The sequence below is a fragment of the Streptomyces sp. NBC_01445 genome (genome assembly GCF_035918235.1).
Lineage (GTDB): Bacteria > Actinomycetota > Actinomycetes > Streptomycetales > Streptomycetaceae > Streptomyces.
This window is the reverse complement of sequence record NZ_CP109485.1, coordinates 2,155,317-2,176,291: the sequence shown is the minus strand read 5'-3', so window position 1 is coordinate 2,176,291 and position 20,975 is coordinate 2,155,317. Positions and strand designations below refer to the sequence as shown.

19 protein-coding genes and 1 pseudogene are annotated in these 20,975 nt (G+C 68.6%); 11 read left to right on the top strand and 9 right to left on the bottom strand.

All coding sequences use genetic code 11. The features are described from left to right. Positions 1-91 precede the first annotated feature (91 nt). Together OG574_RS10220 and OG574_RS10215 are read right to left on the bottom strand one after the other, a co-directional pair. Entirely contained in the window at positions 92-1,393 is a 1,302-nt protein-coding gene (locus OG574_RS10220) for a 2-hydroxyacyl-CoA dehydratase family protein (protein WP_326772896.1), read from the bottom strand. Continuing rightward, entirely contained in the window at positions 1,390-2,538 is a 1,149-nt protein-coding gene (locus OG574_RS10215) for a 2-hydroxyacyl-CoA dehydratase family protein (protein WP_326772895.1), read from the bottom strand. The genes OG574_RS10220 and OG574_RS10215 overlap by 4 nt, the downstream gene beginning before the upstream one ends. 412 nt (positions 2,539-2,950) lie before the next feature. On the opposite strand from OG574_RS10215, the gene OG574_RS10210 reads away from it, so the two are divergent. The 5 genes from OG574_RS10210 to OG574_RS10190 all read left to right on the top strand — a co-directional run bounded on the left by OG574_RS10210 (position 2,951) and on the right by OG574_RS10190 (position 9,037). Further along, complete coding sequence (locus OG574_RS10210; RefSeq protein WP_326772894.1) at positions 2,951-4,138, top strand: ABC transporter substrate-binding protein; 1,188 nt, start codon at positions 2,951-2,953, stop codon at positions 4,136-4,138. A gap of 34 nt (positions 4,139-4,172) precedes the next feature. Beyond that, a complete protein-coding gene (locus OG574_RS10205; RefSeq protein ID WP_227298517.1) occupies positions 4,173-5,012 on the top strand; it encodes a branched-chain amino acid ABC transporter permease in 840 nt (279 codons plus the stop codon). Next, positions 4,997-6,793 (top strand): branched-chain amino acid ABC transporter ATP-binding protein/permease, encoded by a 1,797-nt coding sequence (locus OG574_RS10200; RefSeq protein ID WP_326772893.1) that lies wholly within the window; start codon positions 4,997-4,999, stop codon positions 6,791-6,793. Before OG574_RS10205 ends, OG574_RS10200 begins: the two co-directional genes overlap by 16 nt. Further along, positions 6,793-7,485, top strand: coding sequence for an ABC transporter ATP-binding protein (locus tag OG574_RS10195; RefSeq protein WP_326772892.1), 693 nt, complete (start codon positions 6,793-6,795; stop codon positions 7,483-7,485). Before OG574_RS10200 ends, OG574_RS10195 begins: the two co-directional genes overlap by 1 nt. Before the next feature lie 322 nt (positions 7,486-7,807). Then, a complete protein-coding gene (locus tag OG574_RS10190; RefSeq protein WP_326772891.1) occupies positions 7,808-9,037 on the top strand; it encodes a cytochrome P450 in 1,230 nt (409 codons plus the stop codon). An 810-nt stretch (positions 9,038-9,847) separates the two neighbouring features. Here the strand turns inward: OG574_RS10190 and OG574_RS10180 are convergent. The 3 genes from OG574_RS10180 to OG574_RS10170 form a co-directional block, all read right to left on the bottom strand. Next, complete coding sequence (locus OG574_RS10180) at positions 9,848-11,167, bottom strand: FtsX-like permease family protein (protein ID WP_326778424.1); 1,320 nt, start codon at positions 11,165-11,167, stop codon at positions 9,848-9,850. 79 nt (positions 11,168-11,246) lie between these two features. Then, entirely contained in the window at positions 11,247-11,975 is a 729-nt protein-coding gene (locus tag OG574_RS10175) for an ABC transporter ATP-binding protein (RefSeq protein ID WP_326772890.1), read from the bottom strand. After that, complete coding sequence (locus OG574_RS10170) at positions 11,972-12,511, bottom strand: PadR family transcriptional regulator (RefSeq protein WP_326772889.1); 540 nt, start codon at positions 12,509-12,511, stop codon at positions 11,972-11,974. Before OG574_RS10170 ends, OG574_RS10175 begins: the two co-directional genes overlap by 4 nt. A 315-nt stretch (positions 12,512-12,826) precedes the next feature. On the opposite strand from OG574_RS10170, the gene OG574_RS10165 reads away from it, so the two are divergent. After that, positions 12,827-13,156 carry a hypothetical protein gene (locus tag OG574_RS10165; protein ID WP_326772888.1) on the top strand — a complete coding sequence of 110 codons (330 nt, stop codon included), beginning with the start codon at positions 12,827-12,829 and terminating at the stop codon, positions 13,154-13,156. A 34-nt stretch (positions 13,157-13,190) separates the two neighbouring features. Here OG574_RS10165 and tnpA read toward each other — a convergent pair whose 3' ends face one another. Continuing rightward, positions 13,191-13,622: an IS200/IS605 family transposase gene (gene tnpA / locus OG574_RS10160; protein WP_326772887.1), complete on the bottom strand. Its 432-nt coding sequence runs from the start codon at positions 13,620-13,622 to the stop codon at positions 13,191-13,193. A 26-nt stretch (positions 13,623-13,648) separates the two neighbouring features. On the opposite strand from tnpA, the gene OG574_RS10155 reads away from it, so the two are divergent. Beyond that, a complete protein-coding gene (locus OG574_RS10155) occupies positions 13,649-14,968 on the top strand; it encodes an RNA-guided endonuclease InsQ/TnpB family protein (RefSeq protein WP_326772886.1) in 1,320 nt (439 codons plus the stop codon). Positions 14,969-15,182: 214 nt separating this feature from the next. On the opposite strand, the gene OG574_RS10150 is transcribed toward OG574_RS10155, so the two are convergent. Next, entirely contained in the window at positions 15,183-15,902 is a 720-nt protein-coding gene (locus tag OG574_RS10150; protein ID WP_326772885.1) for a hypothetical protein, read from the bottom strand. Between the two features lie 764 nt (positions 15,903-16,666). Then, the gene (locus OG574_RS10145; RefSeq protein ID WP_326772884.1) at positions 16,667-17,239 is read right to left on the bottom strand and encodes a TetR family transcriptional regulator C-terminal domain-containing protein; all 573 of its coding nucleotides are present in this window, start codon (positions 17,237-17,239) and stop codon (positions 16,667-16,669) included. Positions 17,240-17,455: 216 nt separating this feature from the next. Here OG574_RS10145 and OG574_RS10140 point away from each other — a divergent pair, with 216 nt between their 5' ends. Further along, positions 17,456-18,472 carry an alcohol dehydrogenase catalytic domain-containing protein gene (locus tag OG574_RS10140; RefSeq protein ID WP_326772883.1) on the top strand — a complete coding sequence of 339 codons (1,017 nt, stop codon included), beginning with the start codon at positions 17,456-17,458 and terminating at the stop codon, positions 18,470-18,472. Between the two features lie 106 nt (positions 18,473-18,578). Here OG574_RS10140 and OG574_RS10135 read toward each other — a convergent pair whose 3' ends face one another. After that, positions 18,579-18,938: an FCD domain-containing protein gene (locus OG574_RS10135; RefSeq protein ID WP_326772882.1), complete on the bottom strand. Its 360-nt coding sequence runs from the start codon at positions 18,936-18,938 to the stop codon at positions 18,579-18,581. Between the two features lie 259 nt (positions 18,939-19,197). On the opposite strand from OG574_RS10135, the gene OG574_RS10130 reads away from it, so the two are divergent. The 3 genes and pseudogenes from OG574_RS10130 to OG574_RS10120 form a co-directional block, all read left to right on the top strand. After that, on the top strand, positions 19,198-19,584 hold the full coding sequence (locus tag OG574_RS10130; protein WP_326772881.1) for an integrase core domain-containing protein: 387 nt from the start codon (positions 19,198-19,200) through the stop codon (positions 19,582-19,584). A 263-nt stretch (positions 19,585-19,847) separates the two neighbouring features. After that, positions 19,848-20,621 (top strand): polyphosphate--glucose phosphotransferase, encoded by a 774-nt coding sequence (ppgK, locus tag OG574_RS10125; RefSeq protein ID WP_326772880.1) that lies wholly within the window; start codon positions 19,848-19,850, stop codon positions 20,619-20,621. 106 nt (positions 20,622-20,727) lie between these two features. Continuing rightward, positions 20,728-20,928 (top strand): annotated as a pseudogene (locus OG574_RS10120) (hypothetical protein); the annotation flags it as partial. Positions 20,929-20,975 lie beyond the last annotated feature (47 nt).

Sequence of the window (20,975 nt, the reverse complement as noted above, 5' to 3'; positions counted from 1 at the left end):
GGCGGCAGTTCGCCCGCAGAGCGGGAGCGTGTCGCTGCAGGGGCGGGAGCACCGTTGGGAGGCCGTTGCGGCGAGGTGCGGCTGGGCACGTTCAGCCGGTGCCCTTCTCCTGGGCGCGACGGCGAGCGGCGACCGGTTCCACCCGGGTTTGGATGAACTCCGAGACCTCTGCCTGCACGGCCTGGGCATCCCAGCCCCGGGCGTCGCCACTGTCGCCGCCGATCTGCAGCACCGGCACGCCGGCCGCTTCCAGGGCGCGGTTGACGAAGTAGGTCCCCCGGCGATCGGTGCCCGCCATGTGGACCGCGCCGTCGATGCGGTTGTGTACCGCCTCCTTGGCGTACCACTCCGCCGCCCACGGAGGTGCGTTGATCATGTCGGGGAACGCTGCGAACCTGCCGGCCAGGGTGCGCAGCGGATCGTCGCCGTGGCGGATGTAGCCGTCGGCCGCGATCGCGAGGTACATCGACCACACGAAGACCGCGCCGTACACCTCCTGGAACCAGGTGTAGAAGCCCATGTCGAACCAGAGGCCGGTCCCCACCCACATGAGTCGGATGCGCTCGTCGGGGCAGGGGGCCGCTCCCGTATCCACCCGGTCGCGTACCTCGTGGTAGAAGGTACGGGCCGCGTCACGTGCCCACACCGTCCCGCGGTGCCACTGGGGGATCATGACGCTGGGGATGCTGTCACTGATCGTGATGGGGGCCGGGCTGGTGCGGGCGATGAGGTCGCGAGCTGCCCGGTTCCACAGTTGCTGCTCGTTGACCAGGGCCATCACCTCACGGAAGCGCTCCTCGTCGAAGACACGACCGGTGACCATCTCCAGATGCTTGACCGCACCGGTCAGTTCTGCGGTCATCAGGTCGATGCGCGCAGTGCCGATCAACGCCTCCCAGTCGTCCTCGATCCGCTCCCACCAACGGGGGTCCTGGTGGTTCGCGACGGTGCGCTCGAAGGGCAGGAAGACGGCGCCGTGTTCGCGTTCCCAGACCTCGAAGACCTTGCGCAGGGCGTCACCCGTCGTCTCGGCGAGCACCAGAGAGATGGGGGGCAGACCACCCCACGGGGGGTCGTCGTCGAAGGTGCTCGCCAGCGCCAGGGTGTTGTACGCCTCCTGGTCGGCGGGGTATCCGCGGTCCGCAAGCAGACGCAAGTAGCGGCCGGATTTCTGCTTGGCCGCGCAGACCGACGCCCACCACTGGTTGACCACGTACGGAATGTCGAGCGCGCGCAGGATCTCCTGCGGGGCGTCGGCGTTGACGAGTGCGACCGGGTCGCCGTCCGCGGCACGCTGTTTCAGGTCGGCGAACCACTGCCGTTGATAGGCCGTGGCCGCGCTTGCGGAGGGCAGCACCATCCGGTTGCGCCGGCCGGTGGCATCGGCCGTCACCGGGTCACCCCAGCGGCGCGGGCCGGTCGGCGCAGCGCCGGTTCCAGCAGTGAGCGCACGTTCTCGTTCCTTTCTTCGCCGTACCTCTGAGCAGGGACGGCGAACATCGGGATCCCGACGGCTTGCAGGGCCTCGCGCTGGGCCGGGACGTCCCACGGCGGCGCGTCGTCATGGCAGCGGGCCCAAGCCACCACCAGGTCCGCGCCGCACGCGGCGGCCATGCGCGCCGTCTGCGCGGCGCGTACGGCGGCGCTGTGACCCGCGGCGGCGGGCGCTTGCAGGGCCCCGGCCCGGACGAGAGCACTGCGGATGTCGTACGCGGGTCCGACGCTTGCCTCGCCGGCGAGGGCTCCCCAACTGTGGTCCTCGCCGACGATCACGCAGCCCAGCGACTCGATGGCCTCGTAGGCATCCGGGTGGTCGTGATCGCAGCCGGTCAGGAATACGCGAGTGCCCGGCAGCGCCGGCAGTCGGCCGACGTCGTCGAGCAGCCGCTCCACGGCCTCGCACCAGTGCTCGGGCGTCGTGAGGAAAGCCGCTCCGATCACCGCCAGGGCCTGGGCTCCGGTCAGGCGCGGGCCACCGGGGCCGCTGCGCAGCCGGGTGCCGACCGTCCGGATCAGCTCCCGCACCCGGTCGTGGAGTTCGGCGGCGGTCCGCAGCCGGTCGTCGGTGACGGGCCGGCCGGCCCAGCTGCTGATCTCCTCGACCAGCTGGTCGAGGCGCGTCCGGTTGTAGGCGGCCGAGGTTCGCTGCGGGAGGTGGACGAGGTCGAAGAACGTGAACCGGGGCACCGTGGCGCGGGGCTGAAGACGTTGGATCTCGCGCAGGTACAGAAAGAGCCGCACAGACCCTTCGGTGTCGGCGGACATCACCAGACCGGCGGTCCTTGCGGCGTCGCCCTCGAGGAGACGGGCGAGTTGCGACACCGCAAGCCGGTCGATTCCGGGCCCGCAGTACGGCTCGGCTGCCTCGTGCCGATCCGGGCGGCCGGCCAGCCGGAACGGGACGAATCCCGCGGCGGTGAGCACCTCGGCGGGCACGTCCACACCGACGCAGGCGACCACGGGGCGGCTTTGCACCTCGGCGGGCAAGGGGTCGTTCCGGGACTCGTAGACCGTGAGGAGATGCTGCAGTGATCTCAACGTCCGCCACCTCTCATGTACTGCTTCCGGAGAATTTGACCGGCCGCGATCAGCAACATATGCAGCGACGATCCGGAAGGCAAGTATCTTGTGTCGAGGTCAGATCCCGCCCAACACCGCGCATGTATGGGCGTTTTGAGGTTGGATGCACGCCCCTGCGCCGTGTCGGTGACCGAAGAGTTGTGCAGCAATATGAGACACATTCATTGACACTTGGCAACGTACTTTCTATGTTTCACGTCACGTTCCAGCGCTACGACGGAGTGCGCCATCTCCTGTGGTCAGGCCCAGGACACCCCTACCTGCCCGGGCTTCCGTTGTTTGCCGCGGTCGCCTCCCGTGCACACCGCACGACCTGTCCGCCGAGGCCGACATGGCAACGGCATCCAGCAATCCCCCGAGGAGACAGCCGATGGCCCGACTCATCCGACACGGACGGCGACCGATCGCCGTGCTTGCCATGTCGAGCGCCATGGCGCTCGCCCTGTCCGCCTGCGGAACGCACCCGTCGGCCGGTTCGCCGAGCGGCTCCGCCGACTCGTACAAGGTTGGCTTCATCCTGCAACTGTCCGGAGCGGGTTCCGTCTACGCGGACCACGCCCAAGCCGGCAGCAAGGCCGGCTTCGAAGATGTCAACAAGCACAACAAGGCCGGCGTCCGGTTCACCTCCATGGTGGCCGACGCAGGTGCGGACGCACGCAGCGCCAACACCGCCTGCAGCCGGCTCATCCAGCAGCAGAAGGCACAGGCAATCGTCGCCTTCATACCGGGCCCACAACTGCTGGCCTGCAACGCCCTCGCGAAGCGGCTCGACATCCCGCTGCTGAGCCTGTCGTCCGGTGCAGGCAACATCTGCGCCTGGAACCTCACGAGCCTCGGGCTGGTGCCCAACCAGCAGACGCTGCCCGCCATCGACGAACTCGTCGCCGAGGGCAAGAAGAGGTGGTACTTCCTCGGCGCCAACTACTCCACGCCGAAGGCCTCCATCGGGACGGCCAAGGAGCATCTGACCAAGCTGGGCGGCACCGTCGTCGGTACCGCTTACGAGCCCAGCGGCACCGCCGACTTCTCCCAGGACATCGCCAACATCGTCAAGGCCCGCCCCGACGTCGCCTTCCTCAACGTGATCGGTGACGACGACGTCGCCCTTCAGAAGCAGTGGGCGGCCGACCCTCGCACCAAGGGCATCACGCGGGTGGACGTGCTACTCGGCGAGGGCACGGCCAAGGCCTTGGGCGCCGCTGCCGAGGGAATCTGGTCGTCCAGCATCTACTTCGCCGCCATCAAGGGAAACGGCAACGACGCCTTCAAGGAACTGGCCGAGCGAAGCGGTCTCAAGGGCGCGCCGGACGTCAACGCATATGTGTCGTACATGCAGGTGCAGGCACTCGCCGCCGCGGTCAAGCAGTCCGGGGCCGATGGGCGGGACGTCATCAAGGCGCTCCGGCACACAGACATTGACGGCCCGGTCGGCGCCCTCAAGTCCATGAACTCCTTCAGCTACCAGCCGGTGTACCTGGCGCAGGCGCGGTCCGACGGCACCTTCACCATCCGCAAGAAGTCCGACCCGATCCCCCCGAAGCTTGCCTGCCAGGGCTGACGGACGACTCGGCAACGACCTCAAGGAGAGTCAAGTGACGCTCTTGCTCGACGTCCTGACAGCAGTCGGGATCCTCACCATCGTCGTCCTGGGCCTGGCCATCGTGCTGGGCGTACTGGATGTCATCAACCTCGCGCACACCGGCTTCATGGCGGTCGGCGTCTATGCCTCAGTGATCACGCACCGGGCGGGCTGGCCGTTCTGGACGGGCATCCTGACCGGTGCCGCCGCCGCGGCGGTCACCGGGCTCGTCGTCGAGGGCCTGGTCATCCGGCGCCTCTATGACCGCCCCCTGGAGACGATTCTCGCCACCTGGGGCATCTCCCTGATCGTCATTCAGGCCCTGACGCTGGGATTCGGACATGACAACCAGGCGGTCGGCCAGCCAATGGCCACGGCGACGTCCGTCGCCGGAACGCCGTACCCGACCTACCGGCTCCTGCTGATCCTGCTGGCAGCCGCGCTGGTCGTGGCGCTGGCACTGCTGATGCGTTTCACCAGGGTCGGCCTGACCATTCGCATGGTGCAGTCCAACCAGCACCTCGCCCGTGCGCTCGGTATCCGGGTCGCGCTCATCCGAGCCGTTACGTTCGTCGTCGGCTGCGCGCTCTCCGGCTTCGCCGGCGCCGCCCTGGGCCCCACCCAGGCAGTCACCCCCAACTACGCGCTCTCCCTGGTGGCCACCGGGTTCCTTGCGGTGCTGCTTGCCGGCGGAAGGCTGTCCGGGGTCGTGACCAGCTGCCTCGTCCTCGGGGTGGTGCAGATTCTCTTTGCGCACTGGGCCAGCCCCGTCTACAGCTCCACGGCGGTCATCGCGGTCGCCGTCGTTCTCCTGCGTATCCGACCCGAGGGGTTGACATGGCGTCACGCCTGACCTTCAACGGCCGACTCTCGGCCGCCGGCGCACTTGTCGCCGTGCTCGTGTTCGTGGTGCTCGGCCAGGTCGTCGGTGAATACGACGTCAGCCTGCTCACCGTCGCCTTCATCTACGGCATATCCGCCGTCAGCCTCGACCTCGTCTGGGGTTACGTCGGCGCGCCCGACCTGGGACACGGCCTGTGGTTCGGCATCGGCGCCCTCACGGTGGGTGCCATGACCACGACGACCGACAGCACCGGTCTAGTCATCTCGGTACAGGACGAGCCCTGGCGCTACGCCGTTTCCCTGCTCCTCGGCATCGCCATCGCCGCCGCGGTCGCCGGCGTGGTGGGGCGCTTCGCCTTCTCGGCCAAGGGATCCCCGTTCTACATCGCGGTCGTCACCCTGGCCCTGACCACCGCTGCCACCACGCTCTACTCACAATTTCCCACCGTCACCGGTGGCGAGAACGGACTGTTCGGCTTCAATCCCCTCACGATCACCACCCGCGCCTGGTACTACCTCACCCTGGCGGCGCTCGTGCTGGTCACCGCGGGTGCGCTCATCCTGGTCCGCAGCGATGTCGGCCTGCTGTTGCGGGCAGTCAGGGACAACGAGGTTCGCACCCGCTACCTCGGCTACAGCGTGGAGAACGTCAAGACCGTGACGTTCATGGGCGGCGCGGGCCTGGCCGCCTTCGCGGGTGGGCTGATGGCGCTCGCCACCGGACTGGTGGCCGCCGACCTGTTCACCTTCCTGTTCGCCACGCAGATGATGGTGTGGGTGGCGGTCGGCGGACGCGCCACCATCATCGGCCCGGTGATCGGTGCCATCGGCCTGCAACTGCTCGGGGCGCGCCTGTCGGGGAGTTTCCCCACGCAGTGGTCGCTGATCCAGGGCCTGCTGTTCGTGCTCGTCGTGGTGTTCACGCCCAGCGGCATCCTGCCGCCGCTCACCCGCGCGTTCGGTCGGCTGCTGAGACGAGATGCCCGGGCCGACGAGCGCGAGATCGTCCCCGAGACCACCGCGCCCGCACCGCTCCCGGACAAGTCTCCCGTCATATCGGTTTCCGGCCTCGAGTTCGGATACGGGAGCCTTCAGGTGCTGCGTGGTGTGGACCTGAAAGTGCAGCGGGGCGAACTGCTCTGCGTCGTCGGCCCGAACGGAGCCGGCAAGTCGACGCTGGTGTCCGTGCTCGCCGATGGCAACCTGTCCGCCCGGGGCACCGTGCACTACGACCTCGGCGCACACACTGTGGACCGCCGTCCCCCGGCGCACCGCCTCGCGCGCCGGGGAGTGAGCCGCAAGTTCCAGTCGCCGCAGCTGTTCGAAAGCCTTTCGGCGGCCGAGACGGTCCTGCTCGCCCGCAAGGCAGGCAGACTGCCCTCCTTCTGGCGACGGAGCCGACGCATCCCCACCTCTCCAGCGGTGCTCGACGTTCTTGAGGCCATGGGCCTACAGGGGCGGGACCATGAGAAGAGCACGTCGCTGGCACACGGGCTCAAACAGGGACTGGAGATCGCCGCCTCGGTTGCCTCCCGCCCCCAGGTGCTGCTGCTCGACGAACCCACTGCCGGGCTCACCCACAACGAACGGGCGGTCGTGGGAACGGTGTTGCAACGCCTTGCAAGGGGAGGCATGACGATCATCCTCATCGAGCACGACCTGGACTTCGTCAACCGGATCGCCGACCGTGTTGTCGTCCTGCACGAGGGCCGGATCATCGAGGACGGCACTCCCGCCGAGGTCAGCAACTCCGATGTGGTCCGTGAGGCCTACCTCGGGACGGTGGCGTGATGAAGCTGACGGCACAGGGCATCGAATCCGGTTACGGATCCGCCACCGTCCTCAGGGGGGTGGATCTGACCGTGGGCGACGGCGAGGCCGTCGGAGTCGTCGGCCGCAACGGCATGGGCAAGACAACGCTGCTCGAGACGCTCCTCGGCTTCATCCGGCCGACCGCGGGCACCGTGCATCTCGGCGGGGAGGACATCACCGGCCGGCTGCCGGAACGGACCGTGGGCCGAGGCGTGGCCTATGGCCCGCAGGACGAGCCGGTGTTCGCGGCGCTGAGCGTCGAGGAGAACATCGTCGCCGCCAAGGCCGGGCGCATCGACCCCAAGCGGCGATCGACCGTCCTCGAACTCTTCCCCGTCCTGGGCACACGTCTCCGTCAGCGCGCCGGCACCCTGTCCGGGGGCGAGCAGAAGATGCTCGTTCTTGCCCGCGCCCTGCTTGCCGACCCCACGCTCATCGTCCTGGACGAGATCACCGCGGGCCTGCAGCCGTCGATGGTGGACACCGTGGTCAGCGCCCTGCGCTGGGAACGCCAGGAACGCGGCACCGGCATCCTGCTCGTCGAGCAGAACATCGACGCGACCCTGGGAGTGTGCGACCGGGTCGCGGTCATGAAGCTCGGCCGCCTGGTGGCCGAGGAACCCGCCGCTGAGGAGGCTCGGGAGCACCTGCTCCGCCTGCTGGCACCGTGACGTGCAGGTATGGCACGGCTATCCGCCGCCGGCGAGGTGCCGGCACTGCTCCGTCGTCGCGCGGCGTCCGAATGACCCGCCCCGTCTCCCTTCCCGTACCACCGGCGACCTGAGCCGCTGCTGGCCCGCGAGTCCCCGAACGGGCTCCACGGATTCCGTTCGATGGAGTACGGCCTGATCCACCGCCGTGCGTCCGTCAGCGCCGCGCACTCCGGGACACCCGACGGCTCGGCCCCTCAGCCGGGACTGCCGTGCGGCGTGTCGGGTCGGAGCCCTGCCCCGACCCGTCTGATTCCGCACCAACCTGTCCTCAAGGAGGACCGTGAACCACAGCCCCCGCAACAACCATTCAAGCGCCGACGAGAGCCGCCGCGACGCCCACGACTTCGATCCCGTGCGGCCAGGGGAGACCTTCACCAGCGCCCACGAGGAGTTCGCCGGGCTGCGGGCCCGCTGCCCGATCGCCCGCAGCCAGGAGTACGGCGGATTCTGGGCGCTGCTGGGCTACGACGACGTGCTCTCGGTGATCACGGACATCGAGCACTTCACGACGTCACAACAGAACGCAATACCGAAGTTCGCGTTCACCGGGGTGCGGCCACCGCTGCATCTTGACCCGCCGGACCACATGGCGTACCGGCGCGTCATCAACAAGTTCTTCACCCCGCCGAAGATGCGTGACCTTGCCCCCAAGGTCCGCTCCGCAGCAGTCGAACTCCTCGCCCCGCTCATCGACCGGGGCTGGACGGACGTGTGCAAGGACTACGCGCACCAGTTCCCCGCCCACGTCTTCGCCCACTTCTTCAACCTGTCCGTCGAGACCTCGACCCTGATCAAGCAAGTCAGCGGCACCTACGTCGACGCCATCCAGGTCCTCGACCACGAGACGGTGAAGAAGCTCAGCCGGCGGCTCTACGAGATCGCCCAGTCGGTCATCGACGAGCGACGGGCCCATCTGCACGATCCCGAGGAGGATCTCACCGCCGCGCTCCTCGACGCCGAATACCAGGGCGCACCACTGCCCGCCGACATGGTGCTCGGCTGCGTCCGGCAGCTCATCGTCACCGGGATGGTGGCGCCCAGTGTCTTCATCGGCAACATGTTCGTGCACCTGAGCAAAGACCAGGAACTACAGGATCACCTGCGCGACCGGCCGGAGGACATTCCCGCCGCGGTGGAGGAGTTCCTCCGGCTCTACTCGCCTTACCGGGGCATGGCCCGCACTGCGCGTGAGGACGTGAGGCTGGGCGGGCAGCTCATTCGCAAGGACGACCCCGTGGCCCTCGTCTACACCTCGGCGAACCGGGACCACCGGGTGTTCCCCGACGGAGACGCCTTTGTCCTGCACCGGCCCAATATCGCCAGGCACATCTCCTTCGGCCGAGGCACGCACAGCTGCCCCGGCGCGCCCCTCGCCCGGATGATGATGATCACGACGCTGGAAGAGGCCCTCACTCGCAGCGCCGGCTTCCAACTCACCGGATCTCCCGAAATGGCCATATGGGCCGAGTGGGGTACCCGTTCCGTGCCGCTCGATTTCGTCCGCGCCTGAGCCCGGATCCACCGGCTGATCTCGGGTGTGTTTCGAGGTTGTGCGGGCCGTGTCGGGCGCGAGTCGCGGATTCAGGCATGGGGTGAGCTGGTCTGGCCAGCTCTTCCACTTGTCCTGTGGGGCTCGCCTATCGAACCCGGAACGGTTTCAGTGATCAGCAACGCCGCCAGTCGGCGCAACCGGCCCATTGTCCGAGGGCGACCTCAATGCGCCGTTGACCGCGAACGGCCGCGCGGCAGCGGCCTCAATCTGATCTGGGGGAGGGCGGCTGGCCCCACTGCGCCTCCAGCGCCGTCCGCAGGGCGTCGACCGTCTCCCGGCCGATCCGTTCGGCGGGCTGCTCTTCCAGCCGTTCAAGGATGACGCCGGCCTGGCGGTGCGGGCGTTCCCCTTCCGGGGTACGCCGGATCAGGCGCTGCCGGGCGGAGGTTGGGCCGGGGACCTGACCCTGGCCCAGGCGGACACTCGCCCACGACGACAGCGCTGTGCGGGCCGGTCTTCTGGACTGGGAATTGCCAGGGCAGGCCCCGAATCGTGATTCCTGGCACCGACGGCTGATCGCGAGGAAGCGGGACTGCTCCGCCCGCCGCGGCCGCACCGGATGCCCGCCGACCGCGGCCGCGCTCAAGAAGCTGGTGCTGCGCCTGACCGGGGAGAACCCGCGCTGGGGCCATCGCAGGATCCAGACTTTGCAGCAGTTCCTCGCGGTCACGGCCTCCGGCGACTTCCGCAGTCCAGTCGTGGAGTCGTTCCGACAGACGTTCCGGGCCCCTCTCCTGTGTCCCCGCCCCCGTCCCGACCGGCTGCGCGTCAGGCGACCCGCAGCTCCGACGGGTGGAGCGAGCGCCGCAGCAGCGGCAGGGAGGTGGCGGCGGCCGCCAGGCACGCGCCGTACACGGCGAAGGGCACGAGCAGCGGCAGCACCAGCGGAATGCCCTCGCCGACGAAACTCCCGTACGCCACGTACACGGCCGTCCCGCCGATGCCCGCAAGGACGAGCGCAGGGGCCAGCGGCAGCGCCGTCTCCAGGAGCAGCGTGCGGGCCAGGACCCGGTGCGGCACGCCCGCGGCGGCCTGCGCGGCGAGAGTCCTGCGCCGGGTGGAGAGCGACTCGGCCGTGCCCACCGCGAGCCCGGCGAGGCTGATCACGAGCGCGATCAGGACGGCGCCTCCGGCGAGGTTGATGCCGGCGGTGTAGAACCCCCGGTCCCCGAGGGTGCCCTCGCGCTGCTGCCGGTCCAGGCCGGCGACGAGGATCTCCCGTACGCCGACGAAACCGACGCCGACCACCGTGACCAGGAGCAGCGCCGCGTGCGTACGGGCGGCGGCCCACGGGTCGTCCCGCAGCCGCTCGGCCGCGATGAGGACGGTCGGGTTCCCGGTACGGTCCGCGAGCCTGCGGCCGATCACCTTGGCGGCGGCGCCCGCGACCCACACGGATCCGGCACCGGTGAGGACCACCGCGGCGAACACGAACAGCGGGAACGCGGTGACCCCCGACTGCAGGCCACGCAGGGACAGGAGTGCGGCGCCCGCGACGACCAGCGCGGCCGGGGCGAACAGCCCGAGCAGCGCACCGGGACCCCGCCGCGGCCGTACCCGACGCACATGACCGAGCGGCGATGCCACGACGTGGCGCAGCGCGAACCGGCTGACCGCGGCGGCCAGAACGGGGATCAGTACGACGACGGCGGCGAAACCGGCCCAGGCGATCGGGTCGGGGACACGGCCGAGCAGCAGCACGGCCACACAGAAGGCGGCGAGGGCGAGCAGCGAACCGGCGAGGCAGGCGAGTCCCGACTCGAGCGTCGCGATCCGCCGCACCTGCCGCGGCCCGGCCCCCGCGAGCCGCAGCGCGGCAAGGCGCCGGTCGCGGTGCACGGCGCCAATACGGGCGCACTGCCCGAGGAATCCGAGCACCGGAATGAGCAGCAGGAGGAGCGCCGTGACGAGACCGCGGCGCTCCCCCTCCCCGTTCAGGAGGCCATGCCAGTACGGGAAGTGGACCCAGCCGCGAAGGGAACCGAGCGCGACCGCGAGCAGGGCGAACCCCGTCGCCGCGAACGCGCCGAGCGCCGTGAGCGAGATCCGCCACCACTCGCGGCGGTCCGAACCCCGGGTGAGCAGCATGGCAAGGCGCAGGGCACCACGGAACGTGCCCTTGTCGACCCGCTTCTTCCCTCCGGGCGCCGCGCTCGCGGTCGTCGTCTCAGACGTCATGGCGCACCGCCCCGGACACCGTGGCCTGCTCCTGGACCGTCCCGTCGTGCAGTTGCACCTCACGGTCCGCGTAGGCCGCGACCTGGGCGTCGTGCGTGATCAGGACGACCGTGGCGCCGGTCTCGCGGGCCGTGCGGGCCAGGGCCGTCATGACCTGTTCACCGGCGAGGGAGTCGAGTGCGCCGGTGGGCTCGTCGGCGAAGACGATGCGCGGCCCCGTCACCAACGCACGTGCCAGCGCGACCCGTTGGGACTGGCCGCCGCTCATCTCGCCGGGACGCAGCGCCGCCTGGCCGCGCACGCCGAACCGCTCGAGCCACTCATCGGCTCGCGCGTGCGCGGCGGAGCGCGACGTACCGGCGAGCAGCAGCGGCAGCGCCACGTTGTCGAGCGCCGTCAGTTCCGGGATGAGCTGCCCGAACTGGAAGACGACGCCGAAGTCCGTGCGCCGCAGCTCGCTGAGCCGCTCCTCGTGGAGCCGGTCGAGCTGTTCGTCGCCGTACGACACCGAGCCCTTGTCGGGCCGGACGATTCCGGCGAGGCAGTGCAGGAGTGTCGACTTACCGCTGCCGCTGGTGCCCGTGACGGCGAGGATCTCGCCGGCACGCAGGTCGATGGAGGCGCCACGCAGGGCCTCGCTCTTCCCGTACGACTTGATCAGGCCGCGGGCGGCGAGGATCGGTGTCCCGTGCGTCGCCTGCTCGGCTTGCGCGCTCATGCTGCGTTGACCTCCGCGGTCAGGGTGGTGAGCCGGGTGGCGGTGGTGGTCATCCACCGCAGGTCGGCGTCGAGGTGGGCGAGTGCGTAGTCGGCGGAGAGAACCGTGGTGAGGTCGGCTCCGGGGTCGGACTTGAGCGCCGTGAGTTCGCGCATCCGGGCCATGTGGGCTGCCCGCTGCTCCCGCAGGACGGTGGCCGGGTCCACGGTGTCGTCGACCAGGATCGACACGACGACCTTGGCGAAGATCTCGTTGGTCACGAAGGGCGCCGGCGGGGTGATCTCCCCGGCCCATCGGGCGAGTTCACGCGCTCCTTCGGTCGTGGACCGGTACAGCGTGCGCTCGGGCCCACCGTCGGAGTCGGTGCCCTCGACCTCGACGAGGCCGTCGCGCACCAGGCGTTGCAAGGTCGTGTAGACCTGCCCGTAGGCCAGCGGGCGGGCCTGTGGGAAGCGTTCGTCGTAGCGCCGCTTGAGGTCGTAGCCATGGCTCGGACCCCCAGCCAGCAGCCCGAGAAGGACGTGGCGGGTGCTCATGGACTCAGTATGTACTCGGTATATGTACTGAGTACATAGTGGACCGAGGTCCAGTCGCGATCAGGTTAGAAGTGAGGACTGGAATTCCGCTTACGTCACTCCGCGACCGTGTACGCCTATTGGCGTGACCGACTCGGCGGCATCCTTTACGAGTACACACACGCGGCCTGATCTGCCCGGACGTAATAATCGGCACTCACAGGCCCAGCGCGTCCAGGACGGGCCGGCCGCGGTGGCACACAGCCATTGCAGGACCTCGGTCATAACGTCCTGCCCATAGCGCCGGTGAGTTTTGTCCCGGACCACGGTGGCGGTGTGCAGCGCCTGCTGGAGACAGAGACCCTTGTCGAGCAGTGCGATGGTGGTGAGCTGAGGGAGCTCCAGATAGGTGACGCCCTCCCTGGTGAGCAGCAGGGCATCGCTGCGGAAGTCGCTGATGTTGGACAGGGCGACGGGGCCTTGTTCTGCCTCACTGAGGAGTTCCCGTGTGGTGAGTGGGAGGGAGAAGGAGGTGAACCCGTCCAGGGCCCGGATCTCAGCCAGGGTCTCGGCGAAGTCGCGGGCCAGCCATCAAGGCGGGCTTTGATCTTGGCCAGTGCTGCGCCGTTTAGGGCGGGGGTGAAGGCCATCTCAGGGCTGCTCTGACCCGCGCGGTTCGCACGGGTCTGCGGTGTTGTTCTCAGCCGATGGGGCGTTGCTGGTTTTCGATGTACTGCTTGACGACGGTCAGCGGTGCGCCGCCGCAGGATCCGGCGAAGTAGGAGCCGGACCAGAAGTGTCCGCCCCACAGGTAGCGGCGGACGTGGCTGTCGTATTCCTGGCGGAGCCTGCGGGAGCTGACGCCCTTGAGGGAGTTGACCAGTTTGGAGAGCTGGACCTTGGGCGGATAGTGCACGAGCAGATGCACATGGTCCTGCTCGCCGTTGAACTGCTTGAGTTCGGCCTCGAAGTCGGTGCAGACGTCGCGCATGATCTCCTCGGTGCGCGTCAGCATGGCGTCGGTGAGTGCCTTACGCCGATACTTGGTGACGAATACCAAGTGGACGTGAAGGTTATAGACGACGTGACGGCCGGTGCGTACGTCAGGATTCGGGTTCCATCGTGGTGACATAAGCCAACTGTAGTAGGGTGATTGTCATGGGCGAACTCGTGTGGGAGAAGCGGCAGTTGGGGCATCGCGCCCGGCTGGCGCTGACGCCTGCACAGGTCCGGCTCATGGATGACCAGGCGCACGCGGCACGCGCGATGTGGAATCAGCTCCACGACCTGTGGCAGATGACGCCGAAGTGTCAGCGCGCTCTGACGCGCATGGATCAGGCGTTGCGGCAGGCCCGCAAGGAGATCGACTGGTACGCGGTGCTGCCCGCGCAGGCCGCGCAGGCGGTCCTCAAGACGTACTTCCAGGCGTGGCGGAACTGCTGGGACGGGCGTGCGGACGAGCCGAACTTCAAGGCCCGCTTCCGCACGGCATTGTCGGTGGACATCCCGCAGGGCCGGGACTTGCAGATCAAGCGAGTACACCGACGGTGGGGCATGGTCAACATCCCCAAGGTGGGCCGTGTCCGGTTCCGCTGGACCAAGGACCTCCCGGTCGGCAAGCACGCCAACAAGGAGAACCGGATCACCGGGGCACGGCTGGTCAAAGACGGGCTCGGCCGGCACATCGCCTTCCGCGTCCAGACTCTTGAGGTCAAGCCCGAACCGCACACCGGACTGGAGGTCGGTATCGACGCCGGGGTGAACCTGCCCCTCGCGCTGTCCGACGGCAGCCACCAGGACCACGGACGGCCGCCCCGGCTCCCGGACGGCACCGCCGACCGGGACAAGTGGCTGAACCCGGACGAGAAAGCCAGACTGCTTCGCCTGGAACAGCGCGCCGCGCACCGCAAGAGCTTCCGCAAGCCGAAAGAGCGCAGCTCCAACCGGCTGCACGCCACCTACGACCAGATCAAGCAGCTCCGCGCAAGAGCCACGCGCCGAGCAATCGACTGGCAGCACAAGACCACCACCGCCATCGCCAAGCAGTACGGCACGGTCGTGGTGGAGCAGTTGCAGATCACGAACATGGTCAAGTCCGCCAAGGGAACCATCGAGAACCCGGGGAAGAACGTCGCGCAGAAGTCCGGCCTGAACCGTTCCATCAGCCAAGAGGCGTGGGGCCGCACCGTGACACTGCTGACGTACAAAACCGCCCGAAACGGCGGAACCCTGGTCAAGGTACCCGCCCCGAACACCTCCCTGCGCTGCTCCGCGTGCGGATTCATCACGCCCGGCAGCCGCGAAGACCAGGCCACGTTCGTATGCAAGAACCCGGACTGCGGATGGTCGGCGAATGCCGACTGGAACGCGGCCCGGAACGTCTTGCACCTGTACCGGATCGGCCTCGTGACGATCCCGGCTGCCGGGAGGGCAGTCGTCAGGCGCACCCGTGGCGCCAAGCCCGCTGCCGCAAGGTAAGCAGGAATCTCCTTCCTGAGCCTGCGAAGGGAGGAGAGCACTTCAATCACGGGCGACAACGACGGCACGGGCATCTTCACGATCCCGCATCACCCCGTCCGGCGTCGCCTGCACGGCGTCGAACGCTTCGTCACCACGCGCGGCGGCGAATACTTCTTCCTGCCGAGCCTCAGCGCGTTGCGCTGGCTGGCAGACCATGACGCCCGAACGATTATCAGGTGAACCGGGCGTTGCTGACGTCGATGGATACCATGGTCTGGTCCAGGATTGGGCGGTTGTCCGCATCGCTTCGGTAGGCCCGGCGCCTGCTGGGCAGGCGGATCCCGTCCGCTTCAACGGTGTCGTAGACGTACTGTGCCGCGGCGAACCCGCCCGCGATGTCGACGTGATAGTCATGCCGGCGCAGGAGATGGTCGGGGCCGAAGTAGAAGTCCTGTTGGGTGCTGTGGCTGGCGATGTGGGGCGGGAAGGTCGCGCGCAGGCCGCGCCAGAGTTCGTCTCCTTCCCGCCACGGTTCGATGTCGGTGACGGTGAAGCCGGGCATCGACAGCAGGAAGGGCGTGGTGAGGTAGGTCCACAGCGCGTATCCGTTGAAGTAGGCGCGATCCAGCGGGTCCCACGGGGTGTTGAGGCCGTGCCCGGTGAACGACTTCCGCGGTTCGTTGCGTTCGGCCACGACGCGGCCGTCGACTTTTTCGATGCTGACTCTGTCGGCCGTGAAGTCGGTCTTCTGGTCGGGGGCGCCGAACGGCATCACGGAGGCGTGCTGCTCGTGCAGCCAGACGGTCATCTCCCGGGGGGTGGGGTCCTGCGGCATCCCCTTGATGACGAACATGTCGCCACCGCTGACGACGGTGGCGCGGACCGTAGTGAGTGCGTTCCAGCGGTCGAGGCCACCATGGGCGTCGAGAACCTCGGTGAGCAACGTGTTCATGCTGGTCTCCTGCTCGTCGTACATGGTGACGTGGCCAAAAGGGCGTCGCTGGGGTGGCACGGCCCGCCGACGGGATCGGTGAATGCCCGCGAGGCTGATTGCGCTCCGTAATCGGTATCGGTGGGCGTGATTGCCCTGGCGGGGCCGACGCGAGTGCGCTCAGCAGTGGCAAGCGGGGCGACGGCGCGCTCCGACCGCATGTGTCTGGCGAGCGCCCACCTGGTCGGGAAGCGATGCGCGCGCGAGCGCAATGGCCAGAAGGCGAACTGATCGCTGTCCACGAGCAGATAGGTGATGCCGCGGGTGCATTTTGTGTTCACCTCCGTCGCGGTGAAGTCGAGGCCCTCCAGCTCCGGGGGCCATCGCCACGGGAGGGTCCGTGACGGCGGTCCGATCCACGACGCTGCCGCGGCCAGGCGATACGCGGTGCCCTCATCATCCGGGCGCCCCTCTCATTCTTCACTGGTTCGCTGGCGTCACGCACCGGGGCACTGATCCTGGGGACGCGGTAAGCCCAGTGGTACCGGCGTGGACAGCGAGTATCCGTCGCTCACCCTGTGTCATCGGCGTCGACGCGCGGGGTTCGGCACGGTCCGCTGGTCGAGGTCGTCGGGACTCCCTCGTACGGCGCTTCGTGCAGAGCCGCAGCCGGGTGCCGGTCGCGGCTGCGGAGCCCCTGGCCTCCTCAGGCTTGCGGGCACCTGCCTCGGCGGGTCGGCCGTGGGTAGAGGCGCCTACGAGTCCTCAGCATGCCCTAGCGGCGATCAGCGCAGGAGGACGTCGAAGACCATGCGGAAAAAGGCGTCCAAGGGGGTGGAGGACTTGTCGGCTCGGGCCGCGATCAGCGTGCCCTCCCAGGCGCTGAGGATGAACAGCGCGGCCTCTTCGACGTCGAGAGCGGCATTCAGCTCTCCTGCTTCCTTGGCTTCGGTGAGGACCTGCCGGATGTGCGTGGCCCACAGCTGGAAGCCGCCCTGGACGGCGGAGCGGATCCCCTCGGAGTGGTCCGCCACCTCGGCGCCGAGGTTGCCCACCAGACATCCGCGGGCGAAGCCGCTGTCGACCGTGTCTGCGCCCAAGAACTCGAAGTGCGCCCGAAGCCGTTCCAGCGCAGGGCTTCCCGGGGTGTCGAGCATGTCGAACCGCAATCCGGCGGCGTAGCGGCTCAGTGCCTCGAGGGCGCTCTCCTCCTTGCTGGCGAAATGGTTGTAGAAGGAGCCCTTGGGAGCCCCCGCCGCCGAGGTGATGTCGCTGATGCCCGTGGCATTGAAGCCCCGCGTGCGGAACTGCTCCAGGGCTGCCTGCGCGATCTCCTCGCGCTTGGACGCGCGTGCCATTCTCACCACCACCTCGGGGGTCAATATGTCCGGTCACCTTGCCTCGGGTCAAACCCCAGGCCAGCGGGGAAGCGGCGCCCGCCTGCAACGGCGCGTCGTCCACGGTTCGCCCCTCGGGCCTGCTTGACTAAGTTTAAAGTGACCGGTCATATTGAAGTCCAACCCAAGCCCTCGGCCCTCCCCGTGTCGGCAGAGGCGGATCCGAGGAGAAGCGACATGTCCACGTACCGAGCATTCGAGGCCACAGGCGTCCACCAGCTCCGGCTCGTCGAGCGCGAGCTGGTCGATCCAGAGCCCGGGCACGTCCGGCTCAGGGTGGAGACGTGCGGTGTCTGCCACTCCGACGTGCTGGCCGTGGAGGGGCTGCGCCCCGACCCGTCACTCCCTGTCGTTCCCGGCCACGAGATCGTCGGTGTGATCGATGCCGTGGGCGTGGGTGTAACCGCCTGGCGGCCAGGCGACCGCGTCGGCGTCGGCTTCCTGAACGGGCACTGCTGGCAGTGCGAACCGTGCCGCCGGGGCGACTTCGTCAACTGCCTGAAGCAGGAACAGACCGGCACGACCGTCGACGGCGGATACGCGGAGGTGACCTACGCCCGCGCGAGCGGCCTGGTGCGCATCCCCGACGGCATGCCGGCCGTCGAGGCGGCCCCGCTGCTGTGTGCCGGACTGACCACCCTCACCGCGCTCCAGCAGGCCCCCACCCGCGCGGGCGCCCTGGTCGCCGTGCAGGGAATCGGCGGGCTGGGTCACCTCGCCCTGCAGTACGCACGCGGCCTCGGATACCGGGTGGCCGCCATCGCCCGCGGCCAGGAAAAGGAGACCCTCGCCAGGGAATTGGGCGCCCACGAGTACATCGACAGCACCGGCACCGACCCCGGCACGGCGCTGGCCGACCTGGGCGGCGCATCGCTCATCGTCGCCACCGCATCCAGCGGTACGTCCATGAACCCACTGGTCCGCGGACTGGCCCCGGGCGGCAGCCTGGTCGTGGTCGGCGCCGCCCCCGACCCGCTGACGGTCGCCACGGCCGACCTGATCTTCGGTACCCGCCGCATCGTCGGCAGCCTGACCGGATCATCGATCCAGAACGAGGACAACCTCGCCTTCACCCTCGCCCACGGCATCCGCCCCTCCACCGAGACCATGCCCTTCACCCACGCCATGGACGCCTACGAGCGGATGCTCTCGGGCAAGGCACGCTTCCGTGTCGTCCTGGACATGACTGCCTGAGCCTGACCACGCCGCGACCTGCGCCGCCGGCCATGGCGCGCAACCTGCCGTAGCGAGCAGGGCACGAGGATCCCCCGGCACCGCTGTGCCGGGGGATCCTCGTGTGTCAGCCTGCCGCCGCGTCCGCGGTGGCGGATTCCGGCGCCCGGTCCGGGCCCGTCAGGCGGTGGACCGCGTCCTGCATGTGGTCGTCGAGCAGTGCGAGGAGCCGGGACTCCTCCTGGTCGCGGAGTGCCTCGATGAGGCCCGCATGCTCTTCGACCAGGGCGTCGGGGTCCGGGTGGTCCTCGGTGAGGGCCGACAGACACATCCGGGTCTCCACGAAGAGGGTTTGCGCGATCCGCTGCAGGCGCGGACTGCCGGACTCCTCGACGAGAGCCTGGTGGAAGTCCATGTCGGCCGCGCTCAAGGCCGCGTAGGAGGACTGCACCGTCGTCGGGCGGGCGCTGATCCAGTTCGGCGACACCGCCGACGGGTTCACCGCGAACCTGACGGTCTACTTCCCCACGTCCTGCCCGAAGGACGTCCTGGATCACCACCTGCGGCACTACGCCGTCGAGTTCAGGAACTGGATCGTCGCCGCGGCGCCGGCCCGCGCCTGACCGATGCGGGTGGCGCTCACCGCCGGTTGACGTCGTCGGCCGGATGTCGGGCGGCGCCGGCCTCAATGAAGCCAGTTCAGCAGGTCGTTCGACGCGGTCCTCGCCGGCCAGGGCATCCAAGTCGTGAAGATCCCTCCGTGTTGTCCGCAAGCGAATGCGTACGCGGAGCGGTTCGTGCACACCGTCCGCTCGGAGGTCACCGACCGGATGCTCATCTTCGGTCAGCGCCACCTGCGCACCGTGCTGGACGAGTACGCCCAGCGCTACAACGGGCGAAGACCGCACCGCGGACAACAGCTGCACCCGCCGCGGGCCGACCACCCACCGCCGACCTCACCCACGAGAGGATCAAGCGCCGTCCAGTCCTCGGCGGACTCATCAACGAGTACGAAAGGGCAGCCCAGATCTGCAGGTCAGCACGACGACCCTGTTCTGGAACCCCACAGGGTGGGGAGAGGCGACGGCTCCTGGATGCGGGGGACCTGCGGGACGGGTTCCCGGCCGACTTGAGTTCCGAAAGTTGCTGGAGGGTACCGCCGCGGCTGGCGTGAGTCGCAGTCGCGTTCCTCTCGAACGAAGGGGAAAGCTAATGCCCTTGCGAGTACGCAGGCATTGGATACACACCCTAATATCCGATATGACCTGATAAAGGTGATGTGGCGAACATTAGGGGCATGTGTGAAAATTGGGAATTACGTGGCGAAGCCCGTGCGGGGCCTAACGTCCAAGATTCACACAACACATTTTGGGCCAGCCCCTGAGGGGAGCGGGCAGTGGCGCAGGAAATTCACGACAAGGCGGCCCACGTGCTGGGAGTCGACATCGGCGGCACCGGTATCAAGGGAGCGGCGGTCGACCTCGAGCTCGGCAGCCTCATCGGTGAGCGGGTTCGGATCCCGACCCCGCATCCGGCGACACCGGGGGCAGTCGCGGACGTGGTCGTGACGGTGCTCTCCCAGATCGGCGTCCCAGGACCGGTCGGGCTGACACTCCCAGCCGTCATCCGGGGCGGCAGAGTCCAGACGACGTCCAATATCGACCCGGCCTGGATGGAGACGGACGCGGCCCAGCTCTTCGCACGAGTGACCGGCCGCGACGTGAGGGTGGTGAACGACGCCGACGCGGCCGGGATCGCCGAGATGCGCTTCGGCGCCGGCAAGGGGCGCAAGGGCGTCGTCGTGATGGTGACGCTCGGCACCGGTATCGGCAGCGCCGTCTTCACCGACGGGTTCCTGGTGCCCAACAGCGAGCTGGGGCACTTGCCGCTGCACCACGGGGATGCCGAGGACTGGGCCGCGGAGTCGGTGCGAGAGCACGACGACCTGTCCTGGAAGAAATGGGCGCACCGTCTGGAGAGGTATCTCGAGCTTGTCCAACGGCTGCTGTGGCCCGACCTGATCATCATCGGCGGCGGCGTCAGCAAGAAGGCCGACAAGTTCCTGCCGCACATCGAGCTCAGGACCGAGATCGTGCCGGCCCAGCTGTTCAACGATGCGGGCATTGTCGGCGCGGCGCTCTTCGCCCCGGCCGGGGAAGGGCAACCCTAGCCCTCCGCAGTCGATATGACGGCCCGGGCAGCACCTTCAGGGAGGCTGGCGTTGAGCAACAACGACCTGGCAACACTTTCCGTCAACACGATCCGCACCGGACGAGGTGCGCGCCGAGGGGGACGGCGGAGGACGTGACGCCGCACCGGGTGACGGAGGGCACCGGCCCGACGAACGTGCTGCTGGCCAGGGTGGCCACGCCGTACCGCGAAGCCGGGCGCCCGAGCCAGGGGACGATCTGGGGATCGGCTCCTTCGACCAGTGGGGCGTCGAGCTCGGCAAGGTGCTCGCTGTCGCGATCATCTCGGAACTCGAGAGCGCGACCGAGCCTGAGTTCGGCCACAACTCGTCCAC